The 24,472-nt window shown below is 69.7% G+C and carries 23 protein-coding genes and 1 tRNA gene; 11 read left to right on the plus strand and 13 right to left on the minus strand.

Annotated elements, in window-relative coordinates:
* The first annotated feature begins 115 nt into the window (after nucleotides 1–115).
* Nucleotides 116–508, plus strand: a complete 393-nt coding sequence (locus ACZ7L4_RS16465; RefSeq protein ID WP_472104036.1) for a hypothetical protein — start codon at nucleotides 116–118, stop codon at nucleotides 506–508.
* A gap of 24 nt (nucleotides 509–532) precedes the next feature.
* Here the strand turns inward: ACZ7L4_RS16465 and ACZ7L4_RS16470 are convergent.
* A tRNA-Val gene (locus tag ACZ7L4_RS16470) sits at nucleotides 533–604 on the minus strand.
* A 170-nt stretch (nucleotides 605–774) separates the two neighbouring features.
* Between ACZ7L4_RS16470 and ACZ7L4_RS16475 the strand changes: the two genes are divergently transcribed.
* The 3 genes from ACZ7L4_RS16475 (at nucleotide 775) to ACZ7L4_RS16485 (ending at nucleotide 3,038) form a co-directional block, all read left to right on the plus strand.
* Complete coding sequence (locus ACZ7L4_RS16475) at nucleotides 775–2,205, plus strand: hypothetical protein (RefSeq protein WP_472103080.1); 1,431 nt, start codon at nucleotides 775–777, stop codon at nucleotides 2,203–2,205.
* A gap of 92 nt (nucleotides 2,206–2,297) precedes the next feature.
* Complete coding sequence (locus ACZ7L4_RS16480) at nucleotides 2,298–2,810, plus strand: DUF4383 domain-containing protein (RefSeq protein WP_472103082.1); 513 nt, start codon at nucleotides 2,298–2,300, stop codon at nucleotides 2,808–2,810.
* A gap of 15 nt (nucleotides 2,811–2,825) precedes the next feature.
* Nucleotides 2,826–3,038 (plus strand): FmdB family zinc ribbon protein, encoded by a 213-nt coding sequence (locus tag ACZ7L4_RS16485; RefSeq protein ID WP_472103084.1) that lies wholly within the window; start codon nucleotides 2,826–2,828, stop codon nucleotides 3,036–3,038.
* A gap of 164 nt (nucleotides 3,039–3,202) precedes the next feature.
* Here ACZ7L4_RS16485 and ACZ7L4_RS16490 read toward each other — a convergent pair whose 3' ends face one another.
* The 3 genes from ACZ7L4_RS16490 to ACZ7L4_RS16500 are packed head-to-tail and all read right to left on the minus strand — an operon-like array spanning nucleotide 3,203 to nucleotide 7,661.
* Nucleotides 3,203–4,006, minus strand: a complete 804-nt coding sequence (locus ACZ7L4_RS16490; protein WP_472103086.1) for an HAD family hydrolase — start codon at nucleotides 4,004–4,006, stop codon at nucleotides 3,203–3,205.
* Nucleotides 4,003–6,492 (minus strand): phosphoribosyltransferase, encoded by a 2,490-nt coding sequence (locus ACZ7L4_RS16495; RefSeq protein WP_472103088.1) that lies wholly within the window; start codon nucleotides 6,490–6,492, stop codon nucleotides 4,003–4,005. The genes ACZ7L4_RS16490 and ACZ7L4_RS16495 overlap by 4 nt, the downstream gene beginning before the upstream one ends.
* Nucleotides 6,489–7,661 carry an HpcH/HpaI aldolase/citrate lyase family protein gene (locus ACZ7L4_RS16500; protein ID WP_472103090.1) on the minus strand — a complete coding sequence of 391 codons (1,173 nt, stop codon included), beginning with the start codon at nucleotides 7,659–7,661 and terminating at the stop codon, nucleotides 6,489–6,491. The genes ACZ7L4_RS16495 and ACZ7L4_RS16500 overlap by 4 nt, the downstream gene beginning before the upstream one ends.
* Nucleotides 7,662–7,881: 220 nt before the next feature.
* Between ACZ7L4_RS16500 and ACZ7L4_RS16505 the strand changes: the two genes are divergently transcribed.
* On the plus strand, nucleotides 7,882–8,742 hold the full coding sequence (locus ACZ7L4_RS16505; RefSeq protein ID WP_472103092.1) for a TerD family protein: 861 nt from the start codon (nucleotides 7,882–7,884) through the stop codon (nucleotides 8,740–8,742).
* On the opposite strand, the gene ACZ7L4_RS16510 is transcribed toward ACZ7L4_RS16505, so the two are convergent.
* The 6 genes from ACZ7L4_RS16510 to ACZ7L4_RS16535 all read right to left on the minus strand — a co-directional run bounded on the left by ACZ7L4_RS16510 (nucleotide 8,729) and on the right by ACZ7L4_RS16535 (nucleotide 13,252).
* Nucleotides 8,729–9,472, minus strand: a complete 744-nt coding sequence (locus ACZ7L4_RS16510; protein WP_450809618.1) for a TerD family protein — start codon at nucleotides 9,470–9,472, stop codon at nucleotides 8,729–8,731. The two genes, ACZ7L4_RS16505 and ACZ7L4_RS16510, sit on opposite strands and share 14 nt — an antisense overlap.
* A gap of 113 nt (nucleotides 9,473–9,585) precedes the next feature.
* A complete protein-coding gene (locus ACZ7L4_RS16515) occupies nucleotides 9,586–10,731 on the minus strand; it encodes a DUF475 domain-containing protein (RefSeq protein ID WP_472103094.1) in 1,146 nt (381 codons plus the stop codon).
* A gap of 70 nt (nucleotides 10,732–10,801) precedes the next feature.
* On the minus strand, nucleotides 10,802–11,377 hold the full coding sequence (locus tag ACZ7L4_RS16520; RefSeq protein ID WP_399233232.1) for a TerD family protein: 576 nt from the start codon (nucleotides 11,375–11,377) through the stop codon (nucleotides 10,802–10,804).
* A gap of 104 nt (nucleotides 11,378–11,481) precedes the next feature.
* Nucleotides 11,482–12,057 carry a TerD family protein gene (locus ACZ7L4_RS16525; protein ID WP_472103096.1) on the minus strand — a complete coding sequence of 192 codons (576 nt, stop codon included), beginning with the start codon at nucleotides 12,055–12,057 and terminating at the stop codon, nucleotides 11,482–11,484.
* Nucleotides 12,058–12,188: 131 nt separating this feature from the next.
* Entirely contained in the window at nucleotides 12,189–12,647 is a 459-nt protein-coding gene (locus ACZ7L4_RS16530) for a peroxiredoxin (protein WP_266720040.1), read from the minus strand.
* Nucleotides 12,648–12,820: 173 nt separating this feature from the next.
* Nucleotides 12,821–13,252 (minus strand): DUF3052 domain-containing protein, encoded by a 432-nt coding sequence (locus ACZ7L4_RS16535; RefSeq protein ID WP_266720038.1) that lies wholly within the window; start codon nucleotides 13,250–13,252, stop codon nucleotides 12,821–12,823.
* 433 nt (nucleotides 13,253–13,685) lie between these two features.
* Here ACZ7L4_RS16535 and aceE point away from each other — a divergent pair, with 433 nt between their 5' ends.
* A complete protein-coding gene (gene aceE / locus ACZ7L4_RS16540; RefSeq protein WP_472103098.1) occupies nucleotides 13,686–16,433 on the plus strand; it encodes a pyruvate dehydrogenase (acetyl-transferring), homodimeric type in 2,748 nt (915 codons plus the stop codon).
* Between the two features lie 85 nt (nucleotides 16,434–16,518).
* Here the strand turns inward: aceE and ACZ7L4_RS16545 are convergent, their stop codons facing one another.
* The 3 genes from ACZ7L4_RS16545 to ACZ7L4_RS16555 all read right to left on the minus strand — a co-directional run bounded on the left by ACZ7L4_RS16545 (nucleotide 16,519) and on the right by ACZ7L4_RS16555 (nucleotide 19,135).
* A complete protein-coding gene (locus ACZ7L4_RS16545; RefSeq protein WP_450809614.1) occupies nucleotides 16,519–16,830 on the minus strand; it encodes a small hydrophobic protein in 312 nt (103 codons plus the stop codon).
* A 105-nt stretch (nucleotides 16,831–16,935) separates the two neighbouring features.
* Entirely contained in the window at nucleotides 16,936–17,310 is a 375-nt protein-coding gene (locus ACZ7L4_RS16550) for a peptidase inhibitor family I36 protein (protein WP_472103100.1), read from the minus strand.
* Between the two features lie 214 nt (nucleotides 17,311–17,524).
* Entirely contained in the window at nucleotides 17,525–19,135 is a 1,611-nt protein-coding gene (locus tag ACZ7L4_RS16555) for an MFS transporter (RefSeq protein WP_472103102.1), read from the minus strand.
* 101 nt (nucleotides 19,136–19,236) lie between these two features.
* On the opposite strand from ACZ7L4_RS16555, the gene ACZ7L4_RS16560 reads away from it, so the two are divergent.
* The 5 genes from ACZ7L4_RS16560 to ACZ7L4_RS16580 all read left to right on the plus strand — a co-directional run bounded on the left by ACZ7L4_RS16560 (nucleotide 19,237) and on the right by ACZ7L4_RS16580 (nucleotide 24,339).
* A complete protein-coding gene (locus ACZ7L4_RS16560) occupies nucleotides 19,237–19,887 on the plus strand; it encodes a TetR/AcrR family transcriptional regulator (RefSeq protein ID WP_472103104.1) in 651 nt (216 codons plus the stop codon).
* A 137-nt stretch (nucleotides 19,888–20,024) separates the two neighbouring features.
* Nucleotides 20,025–21,236, plus strand: a complete 1,212-nt coding sequence (locus ACZ7L4_RS16565) for an alpha/beta hydrolase (RefSeq protein ID WP_472103106.1) — start codon at nucleotides 20,025–20,027, stop codon at nucleotides 21,234–21,236.
* A gap of 76 nt (nucleotides 21,237–21,312) precedes the next feature.
* On the plus strand, nucleotides 21,313–22,188 hold the full coding sequence (locus ACZ7L4_RS16570; RefSeq protein ID WP_472103108.1) for a DUF4429 domain-containing protein: 876 nt from the start codon (nucleotides 21,313–21,315) through the stop codon (nucleotides 22,186–22,188).
* Between the two features lie 81 nt (nucleotides 22,189–22,269).
* Nucleotides 22,270–23,646, plus strand: a complete 1,377-nt coding sequence (locus ACZ7L4_RS16575; protein WP_472103109.1) for a sensor histidine kinase — start codon at nucleotides 22,270–22,272, stop codon at nucleotides 23,644–23,646.
* Between the two features lie 15 nt (nucleotides 23,647–23,661).
* Nucleotides 23,662–24,339, plus strand: coding sequence for a response regulator (locus ACZ7L4_RS16580; protein WP_472103111.1), 678 nt, complete (start codon nucleotides 23,662–23,664; stop codon nucleotides 24,337–24,339).
* Nucleotides 24,340–24,472: the final 133 nt, after the last annotated feature.

Genomic DNA, 24,472 nt, shown 5'->3' on the forward strand with positions numbered 1-24,472 from the left:
ACGGGGCGCTCCCCACCCGGCGATCGACCACACGTTCGCGTGAACCACCCGTCGAAGTGGCCGAAGTTGCTCGCACCCCGAATTCGAACAGACGTACCATTGGCGGGTGGCAGCGATCGATGATTCCGACTTCGACTTTCCCGGCGACCTCCTCGCCGGCCAGGCAGAGCTGCATCAGATCAGGGCCGAGCTCCTGGCCCTGCTCAAGCGGCTCCCCTGGTCGGTCGAGCCCCACGACGCCGTCATGGACACGCAGGGCTGGCGCAAGATGGAGCGCGCGGCCTCGCCCGGCTGGAGCGAGGACGATCAGGCGGAGGTCGAGAAACTTCGCAGGCGCGAGCTGGAACTGGCCGTCTTCGTGACGTGCCACCGGTACTGGTCCGAGCTGACGGGCAGCGACGCGGTGCGGGCCCGCGCACGCCTCAAGCACGTGCACGACGAGCCCGAGCCCGAACACGGGCAGTCCGATCCGGAGGGCTCCGGCAACGGCGAAGGCCCCCCGGCCTGATCGCCGGAGGGCCTTCCATCACGGTGGGCGCGGACGGTTTCGAACCGCCGACATTCTGCTTGTAAGGCAGACGCTCTACCCCTGAGCTACGCGCCCGTGATCCCGGCGCGCGGCCAGGACGAGTCGACAGCCTACCTTGCCGATGCCCATGGTCGGCAATCAGGTAATCCCCGGCGAATCTCCGGCGAAAGTCACCCGCCGAACCGCGAACTAATGGACCCGTGTGTTCGTCATTAACCGATGGGAGAATGGACCGGGCAGGGCTGATGACGGCACGGACAGCGCGGGAGAGGTTAGTGACGGCGACGACGACCACGAGGAACCCGCGTCAGTCGCCCGCCCCCGGTACCCGGCGCCCCGAACCGACCTTCGGACGCGCCCTCAAGGACACCCTGACGCTCGTCGGCCTCCCGCTCCCCCTCCTGACGGCGACGCTCGCCGGCGCGTTCAACGCCGGAGGCACCCGGCGGTGGTTCGGGGGCCGCGCCGAATCGCAGCGCGCCCAGGCGCAGGCCGCCAAGGACGACGCGGCCGCAGCCTTCTACGAGCTGGACACCGCCCAGCGGGACCTGCGCATCTCGATAGAGACGATCACCGCGGTCGACGACTCGCCGGCGGCCCGCCGCGCCGTCGACGAGTTCGCGGGCCTCGGCCGCCGGATCGACGAGGTCAGCGGGCAGTACATCACCGCCGTCGACGCCACCGACCTGGACCGGGACGACCTGGAGGCCGCCGCCGCCTCCCGCGCGCACAGCGAACTGACGCAGGCGAAGCAGCAGTTGACGCAGGTCAAGCAGGACCTGGACCGCTTCGCGCAGGGCATCGGACCGCTGCTCGGCAAGGCGGAGACACAGCTGGCGCGGGTCGCCCCGTCCGTGGAGCGCGCCCGGCAGTCCCTGCTCGCGGCGACGACCGCGCTGGACTCCGTACGGCAGGCGCGGCTGAAGGCCGACGACCTGGCGGCGCGGCTCGCCGCCCTCGGCCCCGAGCTGACCAGGCTCAACCAGGGGGCGGGGCAGCACGGCGTGCCGGAGACCCTGGAGCGCGCTGAGCGGGTCGCGCGGGACGCCGAGTCCGTGCGGGCCGAGGCCGAGCGACTGCCCGAGCGGGCGGCCGAGATCGACCGCAGGCTCGTCTCCCTGCGGACCCGCGCCCAGGCGCTGCAGACGCGGGCGGGGCAGGTCGAGCCGGTGCTCAGCGAGCTGCGGCGCCGGTTCACTGCGGCGTGCTGGCAGGACCTGCAGACCGTGCCGGACACGGCCGCGGAGAACGTGCGGCAGGCCGAGTCCAAGCTCGCCGAGGCGCGCTCGGCCCGCGAAAGCCAGGACTGGCCGAACGCGACGGCGCTGCTGTCCACCGTGCGCGCGCTGCTGAACGCGACGGACGAGTCGGTGTCCGCCGCCTCCGACCGCCTGCAGCGGCTGAACGCGGTGTCGAAGGACCCCCGCGCGGAGATCGACCGCACCCGGTTCGCGATCCGGGACGCCCAGCGCCTCGCCATGGCGGGCCGCTCCACGCCCGACCCGCGGCACGCCCGCCCCCTCGACGAGTCGGTGGCCCGCCTCGACCGCGCCGTCGCGGGCCTGGAGGGGCGCCACCCCGACTACTGGCACTTCCTGACGGAGACGGAGGGCGTGCGGCGGACGGTGGCCCGCGTGGTCACCCAGATCCGGGAGGACCGGGGCGGCGGCGTCTGACGTTGGCGTTCCCCGGGTGACGGGCGGATCCTTGAGGTGCGTACGTGCGTCAGGTGCGCACGTTCCGCGTCGTGCAAGGAGGCGAGGCGATCATGTCCACGCACGTACTCCACCCCCGGCCCGGGCGCCATGTCACGCTCGACGAGCATCTGCCCCTCGACCACCGGCTCAGCAAGGTGTACCGCACCGGAGCGGGCTTGATGGGGCTCGTCCTGCTCGCCTTCGGTATCCTCGGGCTCATCGACAAGATCGGCTTCTTCGACACCCGCGGGGACACCGTCGCGGGCCTGAACACGAACGGCGCGCTGAGCGTCCTGTCGATCTGCGTCGGCCTGCTGCTCTTCGTCGGCATGCTGATCGGCGGCAACTTCGCGTCGACGCTCAATATGACCCTGGGCATCCTGTTCATCCTCAGCGGCTTCGTGAACCTGGCCCTGCTGGACACCAGCCTCAACTTCCTGGCGTTCCGCATCCAGAACGTGCTGTTCAGCTTTGTCGTCGGCGTGCTGCTGATGTGCTTCGGGATGTACGGGCGGGTCAGCGGGACGCTGCCGCACGACAACCCGTACTGGCAGGCCAGGCACGCGCCAACTGACCGGCCCTGACCGTACTCTTGGCGCATGCCACGCTACGAGTACCGCTGCCGCAGCTGCACCACGACCTTCGAACTCTCCCGCCCGATGTCCGCCTCCGCGGCCCCGGCCACCTGCCCCGAGGGCCACGAGGACACGGTCAAGCTGCTCTCGACGGTGTCGGTGGCGGGCACGGCCGCGTCCCCGCCTCCGAGCGCCGGGTCCGGCGGCGGGTGCTGCGGGGGCGGCTGCTGCGGCTGAAGCCCACGTGACGGTCGCCCCGCACCGGCGTCACGCCTCGGGGCTCCGCCCCGGACCCCGCTGCTCAATCGCCGCAGGGGCTTAAATGATCCGGTCCCGCCTTGGGCAATCTGCCGCCTTGGGCGGCAGGGTGGGCAAGGCGGCGCCCCGGTGCCGCGCACCCCTCACAGCGACCCCAGGAACCCCCGCAACACCGCCTCCCCCGCCATAACTCCACGTTCAGCCAACACCGTCGTCCCGGGCGACACCCAGCCCACATCCGCCAACTCCCCGTGCCCGGGCCGCCACCCCCGGTCCACCACCCGCAGCAGATCCGCGTCCAGCAACGAATCCCCCGCTCCCAACGTCTGCCCCGCGCCAACCCTGCGCGCGACCTCGGCGACCGCCGCCCCCTTGGTCAACGGCTTCGGCACGGCGTACACCTTCCGCCCCTGAAGCGACACACCCCAACCGACGCCGTCGGCCCACTCCCCGAGCTCCTTGACCCACCCCTCGGGCAGCGCCGCCCGGTCGACGACCAGATACGCGAACAGCTCCTCCGCGACCCGCTCCTTGAGCAGCCACGCCGGATCCGCCGCGCCGACCATCCGCTCCCGGACCTCCGCGAGCGGCGCGCACTCCGAGTCGAGCCGCTCCCCGACCGCCCGCCGCCACTCCGGATCCGACACCCCGTCGACCAGCAGGTGCCCCCCGTTCGCACAGATCGCGTACCTCGGCGCCGCCCCCGGCAGCCGCACCCGCCCGTACTGCTCCCGCGTCCGCGTGGTCGTCGGCACGAACACCGCGCGCCGCCCCAGCTCGACAAGGAGCTCGGCCGCGTCCTCGGTGACGTACGACAGGGGTCTGCCCTCGTACACCTCGACGCAGAGCAGCCGCGGCGCCTCGGCGTCCGGCACGGTCAGGCCGAGCGCGCCGGCGGAGTAGATGAGCGTACGGTCGAGGTCGCTCGCGACGACGGTGGTGGTCACTTGGCCGCCACCGCCTTGCCGTCCGTCCCCGTCGCCCCGCGCGTGAACTTCGGGTGGATCAACCCGACGCAGGTGTACGGGAGTTCACCGACCACCTCGACCGGAACGCCGCGCTGCTCCGCCAGCAACCGCACATGGTCGAGGTCCGCCCCGGCGTCCGCCCGCGCCAGGATCTTCCACGGCACCCGCCGCAGCAGCACCCGCGTCGTCTCGCCGACCCCGGGCTTCACCAGGTTCACGTCGTGGATCCCGTACTCCTCGCTGATCCTCTCGACGGCCGCCCAGCCCTCCCAGGTGGGCTCCCGGTCGGCCCCCTGCAACTCCTTGACCTCGGCGTCGACCGCGTCCGCGACCTCCGCGAACCGCTCCTCCACCGCGTCGAGGAACCGCCCGGAGACATCGGAGCCTGCCAGTTCGGAGTAGAACTTCGCCCCGTGGAAGTCATCGGGCCCGACCAGGTCGGAGCGCAGCACCGTCCGCGAAATCAGTCCGGACACCGTGGAGTTGAGGCAGGCCGAGGGGATGAGGAAGTCCTCCCGCGTCCCGTACGTGCGCACGCACGACCCCGGGTCGGCGAGCACGGCGATCTCCGGGTCGAAGCCCGACACTCCGCCACCGGCCTCGAACTCCCGCACCGCGGCCGCGAGTTCGCGTGTGATGGCACCCTTTCCGGTCCACCCGTCCACGAACACGACGTCCGCCGGGTCGTGGTGCTCGGCGAGCCAGCGCAGCGCGTTCGCGTCGATCCCCCGGCCGCGCACGATGGACACCGCGTAGTGCGGCAGCTCCAGTCCGTGCCGCCGCTGCGCCCAGCGGCGCATCAGCACCCCCACCGGCGTCCCGGCGCGCGCGAGCGACACAAGGACCGGTCGCGGCGAGCGCTCGGCGAGCACCGTCTCGGTGACGACGCCCACCGCGTGGGCTATTCGCCCCGCCGACGCCTCAAGAGCCGCGTGGAACAGCTCCTGGTACTGGGCGCTCGGCTGGTACTCGACGGGCAGCGACTCCGCGTAGTGCGCGCCGCCGCCCTGGATGGCCTCCTCGCGCTCCTCGGTGGGCGCCTCCAGCTGCACGTCCGAGAGGTCCTGCAGCAGCCAACCCACCTCGTCCGGCGCGTACGAGGAGAACGCGGGGCCACGCAGCGGCTCGGGCAACGGCATGGGGGACCTTTCCTGAGGAACGTACGAGGGCACCACGGCCACGACCACGCGCGACGCGTGCTCGGCGACGCGCTCCAACAGCCCGCCGGGGCCTTCGAGTTCGGCCGTGTCGCCCACCGAGTCGAGCACGACGACGACCGTGTCGAAGCCGCCCCCCGCGACGTTGTACGCGAACCGCTCCCCCGGCCCGTCCGCCGGCGCGTCGTGCGCCGGGAAGACGAGGCGGCTGCGGATCGCGTAGCCGGGGTCGTCGACGGCGAGGACGGGCGAGCGGGTCGTGGTGGAGTACGCGACGTCGGCGCCCGCCGCCTCCAGCTCGGTGGCGAGGCGCAACGGGGCGTACATCAGCTCCTCGTTGCCGAGGACGAGGACGCGACCCTCGCCCAGGTGCGGCGCGAGGCGCGCGGCCATGCCGGGCAGCGCCGCTTCGAGACGCTCCCGGTGCTCAGGCGTGAACCCGTGCCGCCCGCCGTCCGGCACGCCATCGGGCCAGCCGAGGTCGTCGAGGCGGATGAGCTCGGCGCGCTCCCGGCGGGGCGTGGGCAGCCGCCCGCCCTCGTGCGCGGCGACGAGCGCCTGCCCCTTCTCCAGCACTCCGTCCGGCAGCCGCACCGTGCCGCGCGCCGCGACCACCAGGTCGACCCGCGCACCCATCTCGCGCGCGAACTCCTCCAGGCGCCCCTGGTCGCCCGGCGAGCGCATGTCGACGAGCGCGACGATGACGTAGTGCTCACGCGCGTGCAGTTCGTGCAGGGCCCGGATGGTGTTCAGGACCGTGTTCCCCGTGGAGAACTCGTCGTCGACGAGGACCAGCGGGCCGTCCCCCGCGAGCAGCCGCGGATCCTCGGGCAGCAGCAGGTGCGAGGTGGCGTGCGAGTGGGACTCCTCGAAGCCGCCCGCGCGGGCCACGCCCTCGACGGGCCTGCGCGTGGAGTGCAGATACGGCGCGAGCGCCAGTCCGTCGGCCACCGAGTGCCCGAGCCCCGTCGCCGTCTCGGCGTAGCCGAGGACGACCGCGCGGCGCGCCGCCTCGTCGCCGAGCAGCTCCCGCACCCGTACGCCGAGGTCCCGGCCCGCGCCCCACACCACGGAGGGGCGCTGCGGGACGTGCTTGCCCAGCACGTTCGACACCAGGAGGTGCGCTCTCTTGGGGTTGCGCCGCAGCGCGAGCCCCAGCAGGCCGGGCAGCCCCCGGTCCCCTGTCAGCTCGACCCCGAGCCGCTCGGCGACCCACTCCCCTGACCACACCACGTTCCCGCTGCCTCTCGTCTCTGCACCCTGCCCGGAAGCCGGGCCCACCTCTGCACGCGCCCCGGAGACGCTCATCCCGGCAACCCTGCCGTCAGCAGCTCCACGAACCCCACGTCCTCCCGCGCCACCCCGAACGCCTCCGCACGCCGCAGCGTCCGCTCGGCCCACGCGCGGTGCGGCTTCACCTCGTTCATCTTGTTCGTGTACGCGGACCGGAGCACACCGCCGCCGCCCCGCTCGGGCCGCAGTATGTCGCAGGCGTCGCTGTACTCCTCGTGGCTGACGACGGAGAGCGCGTGCACGGGCAGCACATGCGTGGGGTGGATGCAGGTCTTGCCGAGCAGCCCGTTGGCCCGGTCCAGCTCGATCTCGCGCAGCAGCCCGTCCATGTCGTGCTGGATGAGCGCCTGGCGCAGGTCGTCGGCCCGGCCCTCCAGGAAGGGGCTGCGGCGCAGCTGCGGCTTGAACATGCGCTCCTGGTGGCGGAAGTACTCCCAGACGGGCCCGGTCACCGTGAACCCCGTGCCGTCCGCCCGGCCCAGCAGGTTGACCACGTCACCGATGACGGAGGCCACGATCTGGACGTCGTACGCCGTCATGTCCGCGGGCCTGCGCAGCCCGTACGCCGAGCAGAAGTCGGTGACGCCGAGGCGCAGCGCGAGGACGCGGTCGCGGTACTTGTCGACGGTCCGGGCGATGCCGGCCAGGGTGTCGCCGCGCGTCTCCAGGTACAGCAGGTCCGGCGACTCCAGGACCGGCATGGCGAAAAGCCGCCGCCCGGAGGCCGCCTCCGCGGCGGTGAGGGCCTCCAGGAACGGAACGCCCCGCTCCTCGGTGAACTTCGGCAGCACGAATCCGGACAGCAGATCCACGGAGCCGCCGAGCCGCGCGACGAGATCGGTGATCTGCTCCGGGTCCCGTACCCGGATGAAGAGCAGGGGCGGTTCGGCGCCCTCTGCGGCCCTGCCCGCGAGGTCGGCGAACTGCCGCACCAGGTTCTCCTCGGCGCCCGGCACCTCGCCGTCGTGTATCGAGTCCTCCAGGCACAGCACCATGGAGACGACGCCGCGTCCGGCCTGCTTGAGCACGTCGTCCGCGAGCTGGGGGCGGGTCGCCGGACTGTAGAGCGTCGCCCCGAGTGCCGCCGCGAGCGCGCGGGGCGGGGAGTCCGCGGTGAAGTCCCGCGGCTCCTCGTGGAACAGGCGCTCCCGCACCTCAGGGGCGATGTGCCCGAAATGACGCATAAGACTCCCCCGTACTGCCGGGCCACCCGAAATGATGTGGCCGGTAATAGTACGTACAAGGGTGTGTCAAAGGTTCCCGTGCGCAATGAAATCCTGGTAACCGGCGCATGTCGTGCGTGACTTTCCGGTCTCGCGCGCGACACGCGATGCCTGCGCACAGAGATGTCGATCTTTGCACCCCGCGTTGTCGGGCCCGATGACGGGGAGGCAGGATGACCGCATGACGCACGCGATGCTCAAGGGGGCGAACGTCCCGCTCGAATCCACGGCGGTGCGCGCCGTGCTCCACTGGTCCCCGGGGCAGGGCGTGCCGACCGTCGACGCCTCGGCGCTGCTGCTCGCGGCGGACGGGCAGGTCCGCTCCGACGAGGACTTCGTCTTCTACAACCAGCCGCGCCACCCCTCGGGGACGGTCTCGCGGCTCGGCCAGAAGCGCGTCGCCGACGGCATGACGGACACCGTCCAGGCGGACCTCTCGGGCGTCCCCGCGGAGATCACCCGGATCCTCGTGACGGCCTCCACCGACCCGGACGCCACCCCCTTCGAGACCGTGCGGTCGCTGCGGCTGTCGCTGTACGACGCCGGGGCCGAGGCCGCCGAGCCGATCGCGTACTTCGACATCAAGCCGGAGACCGGCGCCGAGACCGCACTGATCTGCGGCGAGCTGTACCGGCGCGGTGACGGCTGGCGGCTGCGCGCGGTCGGCGAGGGCTATTCCGACGGCCTGGTGGGCCTCGCCACCGACTTCGGCATCTCGGTCGACGAGTCCGCCGAGCCCGAGGGCGTCCCCGGCACGGAGCCCGAGGCCGAGACGGCGCTCGTCACGCCCGCCCCCGCCGCATCCGCCCCGGCCGCCGAGCCCGCGCCGCCCCTCGCGGCCCCCGGCCCGATGCCCGAGGCCGCGCCGGTCTCCGCGGCCTCGTTCCCGCTGCCGCCCCAGCAGCCGCCCTCGTACGGATATCCGCCCGCGGCCGCCACCCAGCAGCAGCCGCCCGCCTACGGGTACCCGCAGCCGGTGTCGGCGTGGCCCGACCCGGCCTTCAAACTCCCGCCGCAGGGGCCGCAGTTCATCGGCCGGTGACGGACTTGTAGCCGCGGCCCCACTGCAGGCCCCACCCGTACAGCCGGTCGAGCTCGGCCTGGAACCCGTACACGAAGCGCACCTCGCGTCGCACGACGAGGTCGCCCTTCACGTTCTCGATGGAGACCACGGCGCACGAACGGGCCTGTGGCGCCCGCTCATCGAGGCTGATCTCGATCCGGGGCCCGTTGCTCGGGTAGAGCGTCACATGGGCGTGCGTACGGTCGAACGCCGGCGTCTGGTCGTAGATGTAGACGAAGACCAGCAGGCGCTTGATGGAGTCGCGGTGATCGAGATTGACGTAGATCGTCTCACCGGACGCCGAGCCGAACCGGTCGTCACCGCTGAGCTTGACGTACGGCGCCTCGTTGAGCGCCCCGAAGAAGCTGCCGAGCGGCTGCACGACGCCCTTCTGGCCGTCCTTGAGCTCGTACAGGCAGCCGAGGTCGAGGTCCACATTGACCATCGACTGGGTGTGGGCCTGCACCACATCGGGCTTGAACATGCTGAACGGATGCCGCATCAGGCTGTTCCGCTTCGGACCGCCGATGTCCGAAGTGCGCATCCGCCACGACAGATTGACCCGCAGATTGCCGGTGGCCGCGCCCTGTTTGGAGAGCGAGACGACCGGATGCCGCTTGGTGAGTTCGATGGCGTTGGTCGCCGCGCTGCCCGAATCGAACTCGAACTGCGCGGAGTTCCCGCGCCATAGCCTGTCCCAGAAGGACATACCGCCCCCAAGTGCCGCCGTACATGCCGACGGGGCGGCCGCTGAGGACTTGTCCTCGTACAGCCGCCCCGCTCACAGCGTTCCAGGAATGACCCAGGGGTCAAACCCGTGAATCAGACTCCGGATGACACCTCGGTCTTGTCCGAACTCCCGGACTCCCCCTCCGCCGCGGCGAGCCGCTTGTTGCGGCGCACCGAGGACAGGAAGGACCAGGCGATCAGGAAGACGCCGACCAGGCCCGTGATGAGCTCGCTGACCTCGTACTGGATGGTGACCAGAAGGATCGCGGCGAGCGCGCCGATCGCGTAGTGCGCGCCGTGCTCCAGGTACACGTAGTCGTCCAGGGTGCCCTGGCGGACCAGGTAGACCGTGAGCGAACGGACGTACATGGCGCCGATACCGAGGCCGAGGGCCATCATCACGATGTCGTTGGTGATCGCGAAGGCGCTGATGACGCCGTCGAAGGAGAAGGACGCGTCCAGAACCTCGAGGTAGAGGAACATGAAGAACGCGGCCTTGCCGGCGAGCAGCACCGCGGACTGCTGCTTGCCCTCGCGCTTGGCGCGCTCCTCCTCCTCGTGCTCACGCTCCTCCTCTTCCTCGATGCGGTGCTCGAAGAAGCTGGAGAGACCGTTCACGATGAGGTAGGTGACGAGACCGGCGACCCCCGCGAGCAGGACGGTCGCCTGCTTGTCCACATGGACGCCGCCGTGTTGATGCGCGTTGAGCGCGACGGTCAGGGAGGCGACGAGCAGCACGATCAGGGCGATGCAGACCGACAGCATGTCGACCTTGCCGAGCTTGGCCAGCGGGCGCTCCAGCCAGCCCAGCCACTTGATGTCGCGCTCCTCGAAGATGAAGTCGAGGAAGATCATCAGCAGGAACATGCCGCCGAAGGCGGCGATGGACGGGTGCGCGTCCGTGACCAGCTGCTGGTAGCGGTCGGGCTGGTTGAAGGCGAGGTCGACCGCCTCGACCGGGCCCAGCTTGGCGCTGATGGCGACGATCACGACGGGGAAGATGAGCCGCATACCGAAGACGGCGATGACCACGCCGATCGTGAGGAAGATCTTCTGCCAGAAGGCATTCATCTTCTTCAGGATTCCGGCGTTGACCACCGCGTTGTCGAAGGAGAGCGAGACCTCCATGATCGCGAGGATCGCGACGACGCCGAAGGCCTGCCATCCCCCGTAGAACACTGCGGCAATCAAGCCGAGCACGGTGATCGCGAACGACCAGCCGAAGGTTTTCAGAACCACTGGCTACCCCATCATGTGAACGGGTTTCCCCGTGCTGGTTGTACGGGGCTCCCCCGCTCCGCGCACGGCTTTACGAAACATTGACCCCGAAGTCTAGAGCGATGCCCCGGAGCCCGGACGCGTACCCCTGGCCGACCGCCCGGAACTTCCACTCTCCTCCGTATCGGTACACCTCGCCAAAGATCATGGCAGTTTCGGTGGAGGCGTCCTCAGAGAGGTCATAACGGGCGAGCTCCTGGCCGTCTGCCTGGTTCACGACGCGGATGAACGCGTTGCTGACCTGGCCGAAGGTCTGGCTCCGGTTGTCCGCGTCATGGATGGAGACCGGGAAAATGATCTTGTCGCAGTCGGCCGGGACCTTGGAGAGGTCGACCAGGATCGACTCGTCGTCGCCCTCACCCTCGCCGGTGAGGTTGTCCCCGGTGTGCTCGACCGAACCGTCGGGGCTCTTGAGCTGGTTGTAGAAGATGAACCACTCGTCGCCCATGACCCGGCCGCCGCTGCAGAGCAGCGCGCTGGCGTCGAGGTCGAAGTCGGCTCCGGTGGTGGAGCGCGCGTCCCATCCGAGCCCGACCAGGATCTGCGTGAGGTTCGGTGCGGCCTTGGAGAGGGAGACATTGCCTCCCTTGGCGAGTGTGACGCCCATGATCGTGATCCTCCCCGAGGTGTGGTGGTGCTGTGGTCGAGCGCGTCCGGCGCCGCACTGGAAGTGCGGCGCCGGACGGGATGAACGTGCTGCGGTGCTTCGGCTCAGACGTTGACGCCGAAGTCCTGCGCGATGCCGCGCAGGCCCGAGGCGTAGCCCTGGCCGACAGCGCGGAACTTCCACTCCGCCCCGTTGCGGTACAGCTCGCCGAAGACCATGGCGGTCTCGGTCGAGGCGTCCTCGGAGAGGTCGTAACGGGCGATCTCGGTGCCGCCCGCCTGGTTCACGACGCGGATGAACGCGTTGCGCACCTGGCCGAAGGACTGCTGGCGGCTCTCGGCGTCGTAGATCGACACCGGGAACACGATCTTGTCGACATCGGCGGGAACCGAGGCGAGGTCGACCTTGACCTGCTCGTCGTCGCCCTCGCCCTCACCGGTGAGGTTGTCACCGGTGTGCTCGACCGAGCCGTCGGCGCTCTTCAGGTTGTTGAAGAACACGAAGTCCTGGTCGTTGCGGACCTTGCCCTCGGCGTTCGTCAGGATGGCGCTGGCGTCGAGGTCGAAGTCCGTACCCGTGGTGGTACGGACGTCCCACCCGAGGCCCACGACCACGGCCGTGAGGCCAGGGGCCTCCTTGCTCAGCGATACGTTGCCGCCCTTGCTGAGGCTGACTCCCACGAATCCTCCCTATGGTCTCTAGGGGCGGGGAGCCCCCGTGCTGCTCTGGTATCGGATCAACGTCTGGATCCTAGTAACGGGTTCCCGCCCCGGCGAGGGATCCTGCAGGGTGTCGTCCGTCGGTGCTTCGCCTACAGGGCGTCGATCGCCTTGACGTACTCGTTCAGGTCACGCGCGTCCGGCAGGCCGTTGACGACGGTCCAGCGGACCACGCCCTCCTTGTCGATGATGAAGGTGCCGCGCACCGCGCAGCCCTTCTCCTCGTCGAAGACGCCGTACGCGCGCGAGGCCTCGCCGTGCGGCCAGAAGTCGCTCAGGAGCGGGTACTCCAGGCCCTCCTGCTCGGCGAAGACGCGCAGCGAGAACGGCGAGTCGTTCGACACGGCGAGCAGCTGCACGTCGTCGTTGACGAACTTCGGCAACTCGTCCCGCAGCGCGCACAGTTCCCCGGTGCACACGCCGGTGAAGGCGAACGGGTAGAAGAGCAGCACCACGTTCTTCTCGCCCCGGAAGTCCGAGAGCTTCACGGTCTCACCGTGCTGGTTCTTGAGCTCGATCTCCGGAGCCTTGGTGCCGGCCTCGATCGCCATGGTGAAGCTTCCCTTCCGTGGGGCTGTTCGGGTGGCTTCAGCCTAGTTGGCCGCGTACGGGCGCCTCCGCGCAGGTGGGTGCGGGGGCGTGCGGTCGCATGCGTGAGGGCCCCCGCGGGCGCTGTGGCGCACCTGCGGGGGCCCTCATTACCGTTCTCGTTCCGCTGCGGCTGCTATCGCTTCTTGGCTGCCGCCTTCGGCGTGGCCAGACGGCTTGCGGTCCAGTCCTTACCCGCGCTGACGCTCTTGCTCGCGGTCAGGCCCGCCGTGGTGGCGGCCTCGCCGATCTCGCTGGCCTCGACGTACCCGTCGCGGCCGGTCTTCGGCGTCAGAAGCAGGATGGAGCCGCCCTCCTCCATGTAAGCGATGGCGTCCACCAGCGCATCAGTAAGGTCCCCGTCGTCATCCCGGAACCAGAGCACCACGGCGTCAGCCACGTCGTCGTAGTCCTCGTCGACGAGCTCGGAGCCGATGGCCGCCTCGATGGTCTCTCGGAGCTCCTGATCGACGTCGTCGTCGTAGCCGATCTCCTGGACCACCTGGTCGGTCTGGAAACCAAGCCTCACGGCAAGGTTCGTTTCCGCGTGGTCCGCGGTCGCGCTCACGGATTGCCTCCTGATCGTGTTTACGAAGTTGTCTACAGCCTCGCGTACGCGCGAAGCATTGGCCGTAGTCCACACGTGCGCGACGGATCGCGCAAGTACCCGGCCGTCAAGACCGCCGAAACGGTGACTTTCCAGGCCGTGTCACCGCAACTCCTGTCAAGGATCCCCGCTGGCCAGTGATGTATGCCACAGCGATCTGTCAGCTTTGCCCGTCACTGCCCGAGCACCGAGCGCAACCGGGCCCCCGCCGCCCCCACGGAACACCTGAGCGAAATCGGCGTATCGTGGCGGTTTGAGCGCGACGGCTGGTGGGATGCGTACCGGACCTCGAATTACCTCTCGGTAGAGATGACGATTCCGAATTCGAGGTACACGATGGACAACGGCGTACCCGACAGTGGAACAGTGGCATCACCGACAGTGAAGGAACAGCGTGGTTTCCGGATCCGATCGCAACCCGATCATCATTGGCGGTCTCCCCAGCCAGGTCCCGGACTTCGATCCCGAAGAGACCCAGGAGTGGCTCGACTCCCTTGACGCCGCAATCGACGAGCGCGGCCGCGAGCGGGCCCGGTATCTGATGCTCCGACTGATCGAGCGGGCCCGCGAGAAGCGCGTGGCCGTGCCCGAGATGCGCAGCACGGACTACATCAACACGATCGCCACCAAGGACGAGCCCTTCTTCCCCGGCAACGAGGACATCGAGCGCAAGGTCCTCAACGCGACGCGGTGGAACGCGGCGGTGATGGTGTCCCGCGCCCAGCGGCCCGGCATCGGCGTCGGCGGCCACATCGCCACCTTCGCCTCCTCCGCATCGCTGTACGACGTGGGCTTCAACCACTTCTTCCGCGGCAAGGACGAGGGCGACGGCGGCGACCAGGTCTTCTTCCAGGGCCACGCGTCCCCGGGCATCTACGCCCGCGCCTATCTGCTCGACCGGCTCACCGAGGAGCAGCTGGACGGCTTCCGCCAGGAGAAGTCGAAGGCGCCCAACGGTCTGTCCTCGTACCCGCACCCGCGCCTCATGCCGGACTTCTGGGAGTTCCCCACCGTCTCCATGGGTCTCGGCCCGCTCGGCGCGATCTTCCAGGCCCGGATGAACCGCTACATGGAGGCCCGCGGCATCGCCGACACCTCCAAGTCGCAGGTGTGGGCCTTCCTCGGTGACGGCGAGATGGACGAGCCCGAGTCCCTCGGCCAGCTCTCCATCGCCGCCCGCGAAGGCCTCGACAACCTCACCTTCGTCGTCAACTGCAACCTGCAGCGCCTCGACGGCCCGGTGCGCGGCAACGGCAAGATCATCCAGGAGCTCGAGTCCCAGTTCCGCGGCGCCGGCTGGAACGTCATCAAGCTGGTCTGGGACCGCAGTTGGGACCCGCTGCTCGCCCAGGACCGCGACGGCGTCCTGGTCAACAGGCTGAACACGACGCCCGACGGCCAGTTCCAGACGTACGCCACGGAGACCGGCGACTACATCCGCGAGCACTTCTTCGGCGACGACCACCGCCTGCGCGCGATGGTCGAAAACATGTCCGACAAGGAGATCCAGCACCTGGGCCGCGGCGGTCACGACCACAAGAAGATCTACGCCGCGTTCCAGGCGGCCCGGGAGCACAAGGGCCAGCCGACCGTGATCCTCGCGCAGACGGTCAAGGGCTGGACCCTCGGCCCGAACTTCGAGGGCCGCAACGCCACGCACCAGATGAAGAAGCTGACGGTCGACGACCTCAAGGGCTTCCGTGACCGGCTGCACATCCCGATCACCGACGCCCAGCTGGAGTCCGGCGCCCCGCCGTATTACCACCCCGGCCGGGACTCCGAGGAGATCCAGTACATGCACGACCGCCGCAAGGCGCTGGACGGGTACGTCCCGACCCGCGTCGTGCGCGCGAAGCCGCTCCAGCTCCCGGACGACAAGGCGTACGCGGGCGTCAAGAAGGGCTCCGGCCAGCAGTCGATCGCCACCACGATGGCCTTCGTCCGGCTGCTCAAGGACCTCATGCGGGACAAGGAGATCGGCAAGCGCTTCGTGCTGATCGCCCCCGACGAGTACCGCACCTTCGGAATGGACTCGTTCTTCCCGAGCGCGAAGATCTACAACCCGCTCGGCCAGCAGTACGAGTCCGTCGACCGTGAACTCCTGCTCGCCTACAAGGAGTCGGCGACCGGCCAGATGCTGCACGACGGCATCTCGGAGGCGGGCTGCACGGCGTCCCTGATCGCCGCCGGCTCCGCCTACGCGACGCACGGCGAGCCGCTGATCCCGGTCTACGTCTTCTACTCGATGTTCGGTTTCCAGCGCACCGGCGACCAGTTCTGGCAGATGGGCGACCAGCTGGCGCGCGGCTTCGTCCTCGGCGCGACCGCGGGACGCACGACGCTGACCGGCGAGGGCCTCCAGCACGCGGACGGGCACTCGCAGCTGCTCGCCTCGACCAACCCCGCCTGCGTCGCCTACGACCCGGCGTACGCGTACGAGATCGCGTACATCGTCAAGGAGGGCCTGCGCCGGATGTACGGCCCGACGGCCGACGGCAAGGCGGGCGAGGACGTCTTCTACTACCTCACCGTCTACAACGAGCCGATCCAGCACCCCGCCGAGCCGGCCGATGTCGACGTCGAGGGCATCCTCAAGGGCATCCACCGCATCAGCACCGGAACTTCGGGCTCGGTCCCCGCCCAGATCCTGGCCTCGGGCGTCGGCGTCCCGTGGGCGATGGAGGCCCAGCAGATCCTCGCCGACGAGTGGAACGTGCGGGCCGACGTCTGGTCCGCGACGTCGTGGAACGAACTGCGCCGCGATGCGGTGGAAGCAGAGCGCCACAACCTGCTGCACCCGGACGAGGAGCAGCGCACGCCCTACGTGACGCAGAAGCTGTCCGGGGCGGAGGGTCCGTTCGTCGCGGTCTCCGACTGGATGCGTGCCGTCCCCGACCAGATCGCGCGCTGGGTGCCCGGCACGTACCAGTCGCTGGGTGCGGACGGTTTCGGTTTCGCGGACACCCGGGGCGCCGCGCGTCGTTTCTTCCACATCGACGCCCAATCGGTCGTGGTCGGCGTGCTCACGGAACTGGCGCGGGAGGGCAAGATCGACCGCTCGGTCCTCAAGCAGGCGATCGACCGCTACCAGCTGCTCGACGTCTCGGCGGCCGACCCCGGCGCGGCCGGGGGCGACGCCTGAGCGGTTCCTGCCTGACCGATGGCTGCTGAGCGGAGGGCGGCGAGAGCTTCGGCCTCGCCGCCCTCCGGCATGTGCTGGTTCGCGCTCAGAACGCTCCGCCCGCGAGGGGCCCGGCCGCAGAGGCCAGCCAGACCATCGCGAGCAGTGTGTCGATCGCGCCGAGCACGACGGCGACGAGTGCCGGAACCGACTGTGTGCCGGTCCAGCGCCGGCCCATGGCCAGCCAGCCGCAGACGACGGCGGCCGGTCCGAGCACGATCCCCAGGGCGAAGAAGCCGGCGATCGCGCAGATGAGGCCGATGATTCCGAGCGACGCGCGGTCCGGCCCGGTCCGTGACCCTGTGCGGCCACGTGAGCGGGGGTGCTTGCGCGTGGTGTGTCCGAAGCCCGCCATCATCACTCCCTGAGTTCTTCCGGGTTGTTCCGGACTCGGGCAGTGCTTCGGGTACCCCCGCTTTCCGTGCTCTATCGCGCGCGCCGCTCCGCGGTCCCCCGCCGGGGTCTATTGCTCCCAGACCTTGAACGCCCGCGCCCGGTACGGGGATTCGGGCTCCCACGTCCCGCTGCCGGGATACGTCTGGAACTCACCCGTCTCCGCGCACACCGCGGACTGGTAGGTGGTGACGGGACGGCCGGTGCGATTGGCGAGGGACGCCGCGCTGCTCCCCTCCGGCAGCGCGACGCAACTCTCGATGTTGATGTCGGCCAGTTCATAGGCGTGCCGGGACCCCTTGAACCCGCTCTTGCCCCAGAGGCAGAGCTCCCCCGCCGAGCAGTTGCCCAGGGATGGTGGCGCCGCCGCGGTGGCGAGGCTCGGAGTGAGCGCCGCCGCGGCGAGTGCGGTGGCGGCGGCAGCCGTGGTCATGAACGTACGCATGTGCTTCAACCCCCGTGTCGTGTCGACCAGTTGCGTTCGCGACTGATCGCGTGCCAGCCACTCTGGCCCGGAGGATCCGGTTCCGGGAAGGGCTACCGAGGGACGTCACCCTGATAAGCGAAAGCCCCCGGAAGGTTCCCGGGGGCTTCCCTCGCACGAGCGGTTTCGCGCGGCGCGGGAGCGGTTTCGCGCGATCAGGGCCGGCGGCCGGCCGTCAGATGTGCGCAGCGCCCGCGCCCGCCTCCGCGTTCTCTCCGCGCTTGGTCAGCAGCGCGACGAGGATGGCGACGACGGCGACACCGGCGGCGACCAGACAGGCCATGCTCATGCCCGACATGAAGGTGTCCTGCGCGACGCCCGTGATCTTCTCGGCGAGCGCCGGCGGGGCGCCCGGGGGCACCGGTGCGACACCGACCTGGACCGCCTCCGACGCCTGACCCAGCTGGCCGTGCGTCAGCGGCGGGAGCCCGGCGCCCGTCCAGTTCCCGGCGAGATCGCTGTCGACCTTGGACGCCATGACGGCGCCGAGCACGGCGGTGCCGAGGCTGCCGCCGATCTGCATCGCGGCCTGCTGGAGCCCGCCCGCCACGCCGGACAGCTCCAACGGGGCGTTGCCCACGATGACTTCCGTCGCTCCGACCATCACGGGGGCGAGGCCGAGGCCGAGCAGGGCGAACCAGAGGGACATGACGCCGCTGCCCGTCCCCGGTTCCAGCGTGGACATCCCGTACATGGCGGCGGCGGTGAGCGTCATGCCGCCGGCCAGCGGTATTCGGGGGCCGACCTTCGTGATCATCGCTCCCGCCAGCGGGGAGCCGACGATCATCATGCCGGTCAGCGGCAGCAGGTGCATGCCGCTGTCGACCGGGCTCATGCCGTGCACGTTCTGGAGGTAGAACGTGACGAAGAACAGGCCTCCCATGAACGCGATGGCCATGAGCACCATCAGCACCACACCGGCCGACAACGGCACGGAGCGGAACAGAGCGAGCGGGATGAGCGGTTCGGCGACGCGGGTCTCCCAGAGCGCGAACACCACGAAGCACAGCACGGAAGCGGCGATGAACGTCCAGGTCATGCCGTCGCCCCAGCCCCAGGTCGGCGCCTTGATGAGCGCCCAGACCAGGCAGAACATCGCGCCGGAGAGCAGCACGATGCCGAGGACGTCGAAGGACCGCGGCGCGTTCTCGGCGCGGTGGTCAAGGAGGATGAAGAGCCCCAGGCCAAGGGCGAGCACGCCGATGGGGACGTTGATGAAGAAGACCGACTGCCAGCTGACGTGCTCGACGAGCAGCCCGCCGACGATCGGGCCGCCGGCGGTCGAGGCGCCGATGACCATGCCCCAGATGCCGATCGCCATGTTCAGCTTCTCGGCGGGGAACGTGGCGCGCAGCAGGCCGAGCGCGGCGGGCATCAGGAGCGCCCCGAACAGGCCCTGGAGCACGCGGAAGGTGATGACGAGGGCGATGCTGTCGGACAGCCCGATGGCCCCGGACGCGGCGGCGAAGCCGACGACACCGATGAGGAAGGTCTGCCGGTGGCCGAATCGGTCACCGAGCTTGCCCGCGGTGATCAGCGTGACCGCGAGGGCGAGGAAGTAGCCGTTGGTGATCCACTGGACGTCGGCGAAGGTCGCGCCGAGGTCCTGCTTGATGGTCGGGTTGGCGATGGCGACGATGGTGCCGTCGAGGGCGACCATCATGACGCCGATCGCGACGGAGAAAAGTGTCAACCAGGGGTGACCGCGCAGCCCCTTGGCCTGTGTCGGGACGTGCTCGGGCTCCGGAACCCGGTCCGCCTTGTCGACAGTGGTCTGACTAGTCATGTGTTCGAGGCTAGTGACAGCCGCTGACAGTTGACGAAGCATTTAACAAGTCAGTGACTGTCACTTCGCTCACACTATGGTGAGCTGCACAAACGGCAAGAATGAGGACCATGACGGATCGAATCAACCTGCGTGAACTCAAGAAGCAACGCACACGAAACGCCTTGCTGCGCACCGCACTTGAGCTCTTCACGACGCAGGGGTTCGACCGGACGACCGTCGACGAGATCGCCGAGATCTGCGAGGTGTCCCAGCGCACGTTCTTCCGGTATTTCGCGAGCAAGGAGGACGTCGCGCTCGCGGTGCAGCACACCGTGGAGTCCCGCTTCGTCGCCGCGCTGCGTGAACGCCCCTCGGAGGAAAGCCCGTTCGAGGCGCTGCGGCTGACCGTGCTCGGCACGTGGGACGCGATGAGCCGCGTCGTGGAGGAGCTCATCCCGCTCGAACTCCACATGCGCACCTACCAGATGATCGAGTCCACCCCCTCCCTGCTCGCCGTCCATCTGCGCCGCTCCATCGAGCTGGAGGAGGAACTCGCGCGCGTGGTCGCCGAACGCGAGGGACTCGACGTGGACAGCGACCCGCGCCCGCGCGTGGCCGTCGCCGCGTTCGGTGGCGTGATGCGGATGACCGGCCGCCTGTGGGGCGCCGGGGCGGACGTGAGCATCGAATCGATCCGTGCGCTCACCGAGTCGTATCTCGACCACTTGAGACCGTCCCTGGCCGGTCAATGGCGCCACGACCAGGGCTGATCGCGTTTTCTTACCCCTACGTAGCGTGAGACCAGGCGCAGCGGCGATGTCCGGTTCTACCCAAATACACCACACGAAACGTGATCCGCCTCACCTCATTCACGGTGCCGCGTGCGCTTCTCCTAGGGTGTCCCGCAGTGACTTCCTTCGATACCTCTCCCCAACTCAACGTCTGGCGCGCACTGCTCGCGCTGGTCGTCGTGTTCGTCATGCTGGCCACCACCGGCTGGACCGCGGTGCGCCATCAGCGAGGCGTCACATCTCCGCTCCAGACCGCGCTCACCGCTTGGGAGCACGGCCGGATCAACGGACATGCCCTGCCCGCGCACGACGGCTCCCCCACCCGCCTCGCGCATTTCTTCGGCTCGCTGAGCGCGCACCAGCGCGGCGAGCTCGCCGCCCGGTATCCGCTCGCGGTCGGCAACATGAACGGCGCTCCGGTAGAGCTGCGTTATCGCGCCAACCGCGTCGCGCTCGACCAGGCCCGCCAGGTCGAGCACAGACGCATGTACGACAACCGGCTGTCGTCGGTCGGTCACGCCGACGCGAAGAAGCGCATGAACAGGTTCGCGTCCCTGGCGAAGCCCGACCGCAAGATCCTCTCCTTCGACCCCCTGGGCGCCGGCCGGGTCGCCGAGGTCTTCGGTGACCTCGACAAGGCCCAGCGGGTGTCCGTCGTGGTGCCCGGTGTCGACACGAACGTGCTCACCTTCGAGCGCACGTCCCGCCAGTACTCGGCGCCCGTCGGCATGGCGCGCTCCCTGTACGGCGCCGAGCGCGCCGCCAGTCCGCACACGCGGACCGCGGTCGTCGCGTGGGCCGACTACACCGCGCCGGCCGGTCTGGGTGTGGACGCCGCCACGGCGATGCGCGCCGAGGACGGGGCGGTGCGGCTCAACGCCATGCTGCGCGGGTTGCCCGGACGGTCCTCCGTCGCCCTGTACTGCCACAGCTACGGCTCGGTGGTGTGCGGCGTCGCGGCGCACCGCATGCCGGAGCGGGTCAGCGACATCGCGGTGGCGGGCAGTCCCGGTATGCGCGCTCAGAGCGCCGCGGGCCTCGACACGCACGCGCGCGTGTGGGCCACCCGCGACAGGGACGACTGGATCCAGGACATTCCCTACATGGAGGTGGGCGGTCTCGGTCACGGAGCCGATCCCGTCTCCTCCGCCTTCGGCGCGCGCGTCATGGCGGCAGGGGATTCCAAGGGCCACACCGGTTACTTCGTGCCGGGCACCGAGAGCCTCGCCAACTTCGCCGACATCGGCACCGGCGCGTACAAGACAGTGCACTGCGCCGGCGGAGGTCAGGGCTGTCTGGACGGTTTCTCCGGGAACGTCTCCGCCTGACGCGCGTAGAAAGTGGTGAAACCGCGGTCTGCCACGACAGGCGACGGAGACGCGCGCTCCGCCTACGATGAGCCACATGGGTGACGTACTGGCCGGATTTCATGCCGCCTGGGAGTTCGAGTCCGACTCCGTGCTCATCCGCTTCGAACGGGGGATCCGCACGCCGAAGCTCTTTCAGGCGCTTGGCGAACGCCGCATCCCTCTGGAAGCGGTCGCGGCGGTGTCCCTGACGCCTGGCAAACGCGGGACCGTCGTGCTGCACGCGGTCCCGCGGCCGGGCGCCGACCCCTTGATGGACGCTGCCGCGGGCCAGCTCAGGGAGGGCAGCGACCCGTACCGTCTCGTGCTGCCCGCCGAGCGGGAGACGCTCGGCGAGTACTACGCGGACGAGCTGCGGGCGAAGCTGTCCGACCACGCGGACGAGCGTCCGGAGAGTTATCTGGTGGCTCCGCCCGAGGCGCCCCGCCAGTTCAAGGCCTACGACGGGAAGGCCACCTTCGACGGGGACTCGGTGGCCTTCCGCTGGTTCTGGACCGGGGCGTCCTCCGCGAAATGGAAGGCCGGGGACAAGCGGTTCCCGGTCTCGGACCTGAGCGGCGTCGAATGGCGCTCGCCCGAACTCTTCGAGGGCCATCTGCGGCTGCTGCCCCGTGACGCTTCCGGGGAACAGCCGGGCCAGGCCGACCAGGACCCGGCCGCGGTCGTCTTCGGCCTCGGCTACGGTCCGGTGCACGAGTCCCTGCCGTTCGCCGCCTCGGTCCTGGCGGCCGTGCGCGCGTCCGGCCCCGCGCCGCCGCAGGGCGGCACGCTGTGCACCGAGTCGGCGCCCGGAAGGCGGGACCCCGCGGACATCGCCGACCGCATCCGGCACCTGGGCGAGCTGCACCAGGCGGGTCTGGTGACCGACGCGGAGTTCACCTCGAAGAAGGCCGAGCTGCTCGCCGAGCTGTGACCTCATACCTGGGTAGGGGGTGCGGTTGAGCACTCCGGTATGACGGCGCGATCGGGCCTTGCTGTCTACGCTGATCTGGCCATGAGCACTGCACCGACATCCCCAGAGGAATCGCCCCGCCCGCCGGAGAAAGGCTCCGGCCGGGAGGGCTCTCGGCGTACGACCGCGGCGGTGCGGCGGCTGGGCGACCGGCTGACCGCGGCCGGGGCGACGCTGACCGTGGCTCTGGGCGACGACCGGTCGGAACCCCTGTTGGCGCACGCGCCCCGCCGTTGGATGCGGCTGCTGCCCTATCTGATCGCCCTTGGCTTCACCGCATCGCTGATCCCTGTCACGACCCAGGTCCTGTCGAACGACTACGGGGTCGGTGGTGGTCTCGCCGCGGCGATCGGCGTGGCACAGTCCGCTCCCCTGGTCCTCGCGGTGAGCCGGCCGCTGACCGCCTGGTACATCATGATCACCGCGGCCGTGCTGGGCACGATCCCGGTCTTCCAGGGCGACGCGCACCGTGCCTCCCCGTGGACGGCCATGGTGATCGTCGGATACCTGGTGCTGTGCATCGCGCTGGCCCTGCGGGAGAGCCGTCGCACTCTCATCAAGATCTGGCTGGTCACCGTCGCCGCCAGCATCGTGTTCGGCATCTTCCGCGACAGCACCAGCCAGGACACGGGAGTGCTCCTCATCGTCCTGAGCGGTGGGGTGCTGCTCCTGGGCGCGCTGCTGCGCGAGCGCGGCGAGACCAGACGCAAGCTCGTCGCGCAGGAGACGATCAGCGAGGCCGAGCGGACCCGCAGGACGCTGCTCGAGGAGCGGGCCCGGATCGCGCGCGAACTGCACGATGTCGTCGCCCACCACATGTCGGTGATCACCGTGCAGGCCGACTCCGCGCCGTACCGTCTGCAAGGCCTGCCCGGCGAGGCGCGCAAGGAGTTCGAGTCGATCGCCGCGGGTGCGCGGGCGTCGCTGACCGAGATGCGGCGGCTGCTCGCGGTCCTGCGCAGCGAGGAATCGCGGAGCGATCTGGTTCCGCAGCCCGGCCTCGCACACCTGCCCCAGCTGGTCGAGGCGACCGTGCGCGGCGGCGTGCCGGCCGACCTGTCCTATCCGGAGCTGGCGCTCGTCAGGGAGCTGACCCAACTGTCCCCGGCGGTGGACCTCTCCGCGTACCGCATCGTGCAGGAGGCGCTGGCGAACGTGGTGCGGCACGCTCCGGGCGCACAGACACAGATCTCGATCAGCCTCGACGACGACGCCCTGCTGGTGGTCGTGGTCAACGGCCCGGCGGCGGAGCCGGTGTCGCCCGTCGAATCGAGCGCCGGTACCGGACACGGACTGATAGGGATGAACGAGCGCGTACGGTTGGTCGGCGGCACGCTGGACGTGGGCCCGCTGCCCGACGGAGGTTTCCGCGTCGCGGCCCGGCTCCCGTTGGCCGAGCCCGACTCCCCAACGGAATAAAGGAATTCGGCACGCATGACCATTCGCGTGATCATCGTCGACGACCAGAGCATGGTGCGGGCCGGTTTCGCCGCGCTGCTGAACGCGCAGAGCGACATCGACGTCGTGGGCGAGGCCCCGGACGGCAAGGAGGGCGTCCAGGTGAGCCGCTCCACGCATCCCGATGTCGTCCTCATGGATGTGCGGATGCCCGAGATGGACGGACTGGCCGCCGCTCAGGAACTCCTGAACCCACCGCCCGGCGTGGTGCACCGGCCGAAGGTGCTGATGCTCACCACGTTCGACGTCGACGACTATGTGTATGCCGCGCTGCGGGCGGGCGCGTCCGGATTCCTGCTCAAGGACGCGCCACCGGCCGATCTGATCGCGGCGGTGCGCGTGATCGCCTCGGGTGAGGCGCTGCTCGCTCCGACGGTCACCAAGCGGCTCATCGAGGACTTCGTCAAGACCCGCCCCGCGCACCGCAAGAGCCACTCTCCGCTGCTCAAAAGCCTGACGCCGCGTGAGGCCGAGGTGCTCGAGCTGATCGCGCGGGGCCTGTCCAACCAGGAGATCGCGCAGAAGCTGGTGCTGGCGGAGCAGACGGTGAAGACCCACATCGGCCGCGTGCTGGCGAAGTTGAACCTGCGTGACCGCGCGCAGGCCGTGATCTTCGCGTACGAATCGGGGCTCGTCGCGCCCGGCGGACAGTGAACCTTCCCTGCTGAGGCGCCCGACCCCCTACTGGGGTATCAGGTCGGAGTACCCAGGTATCAAGGGCTAGTTGGCTCCGCAGTGTGACGTCCCCACCGCGTCCGTCCTCCTACCTTCCCCTCGTCACACCACT

It is taken from the genome of Streptomyces sp. NPDC107575 (genome assembly GCF_055657265.1).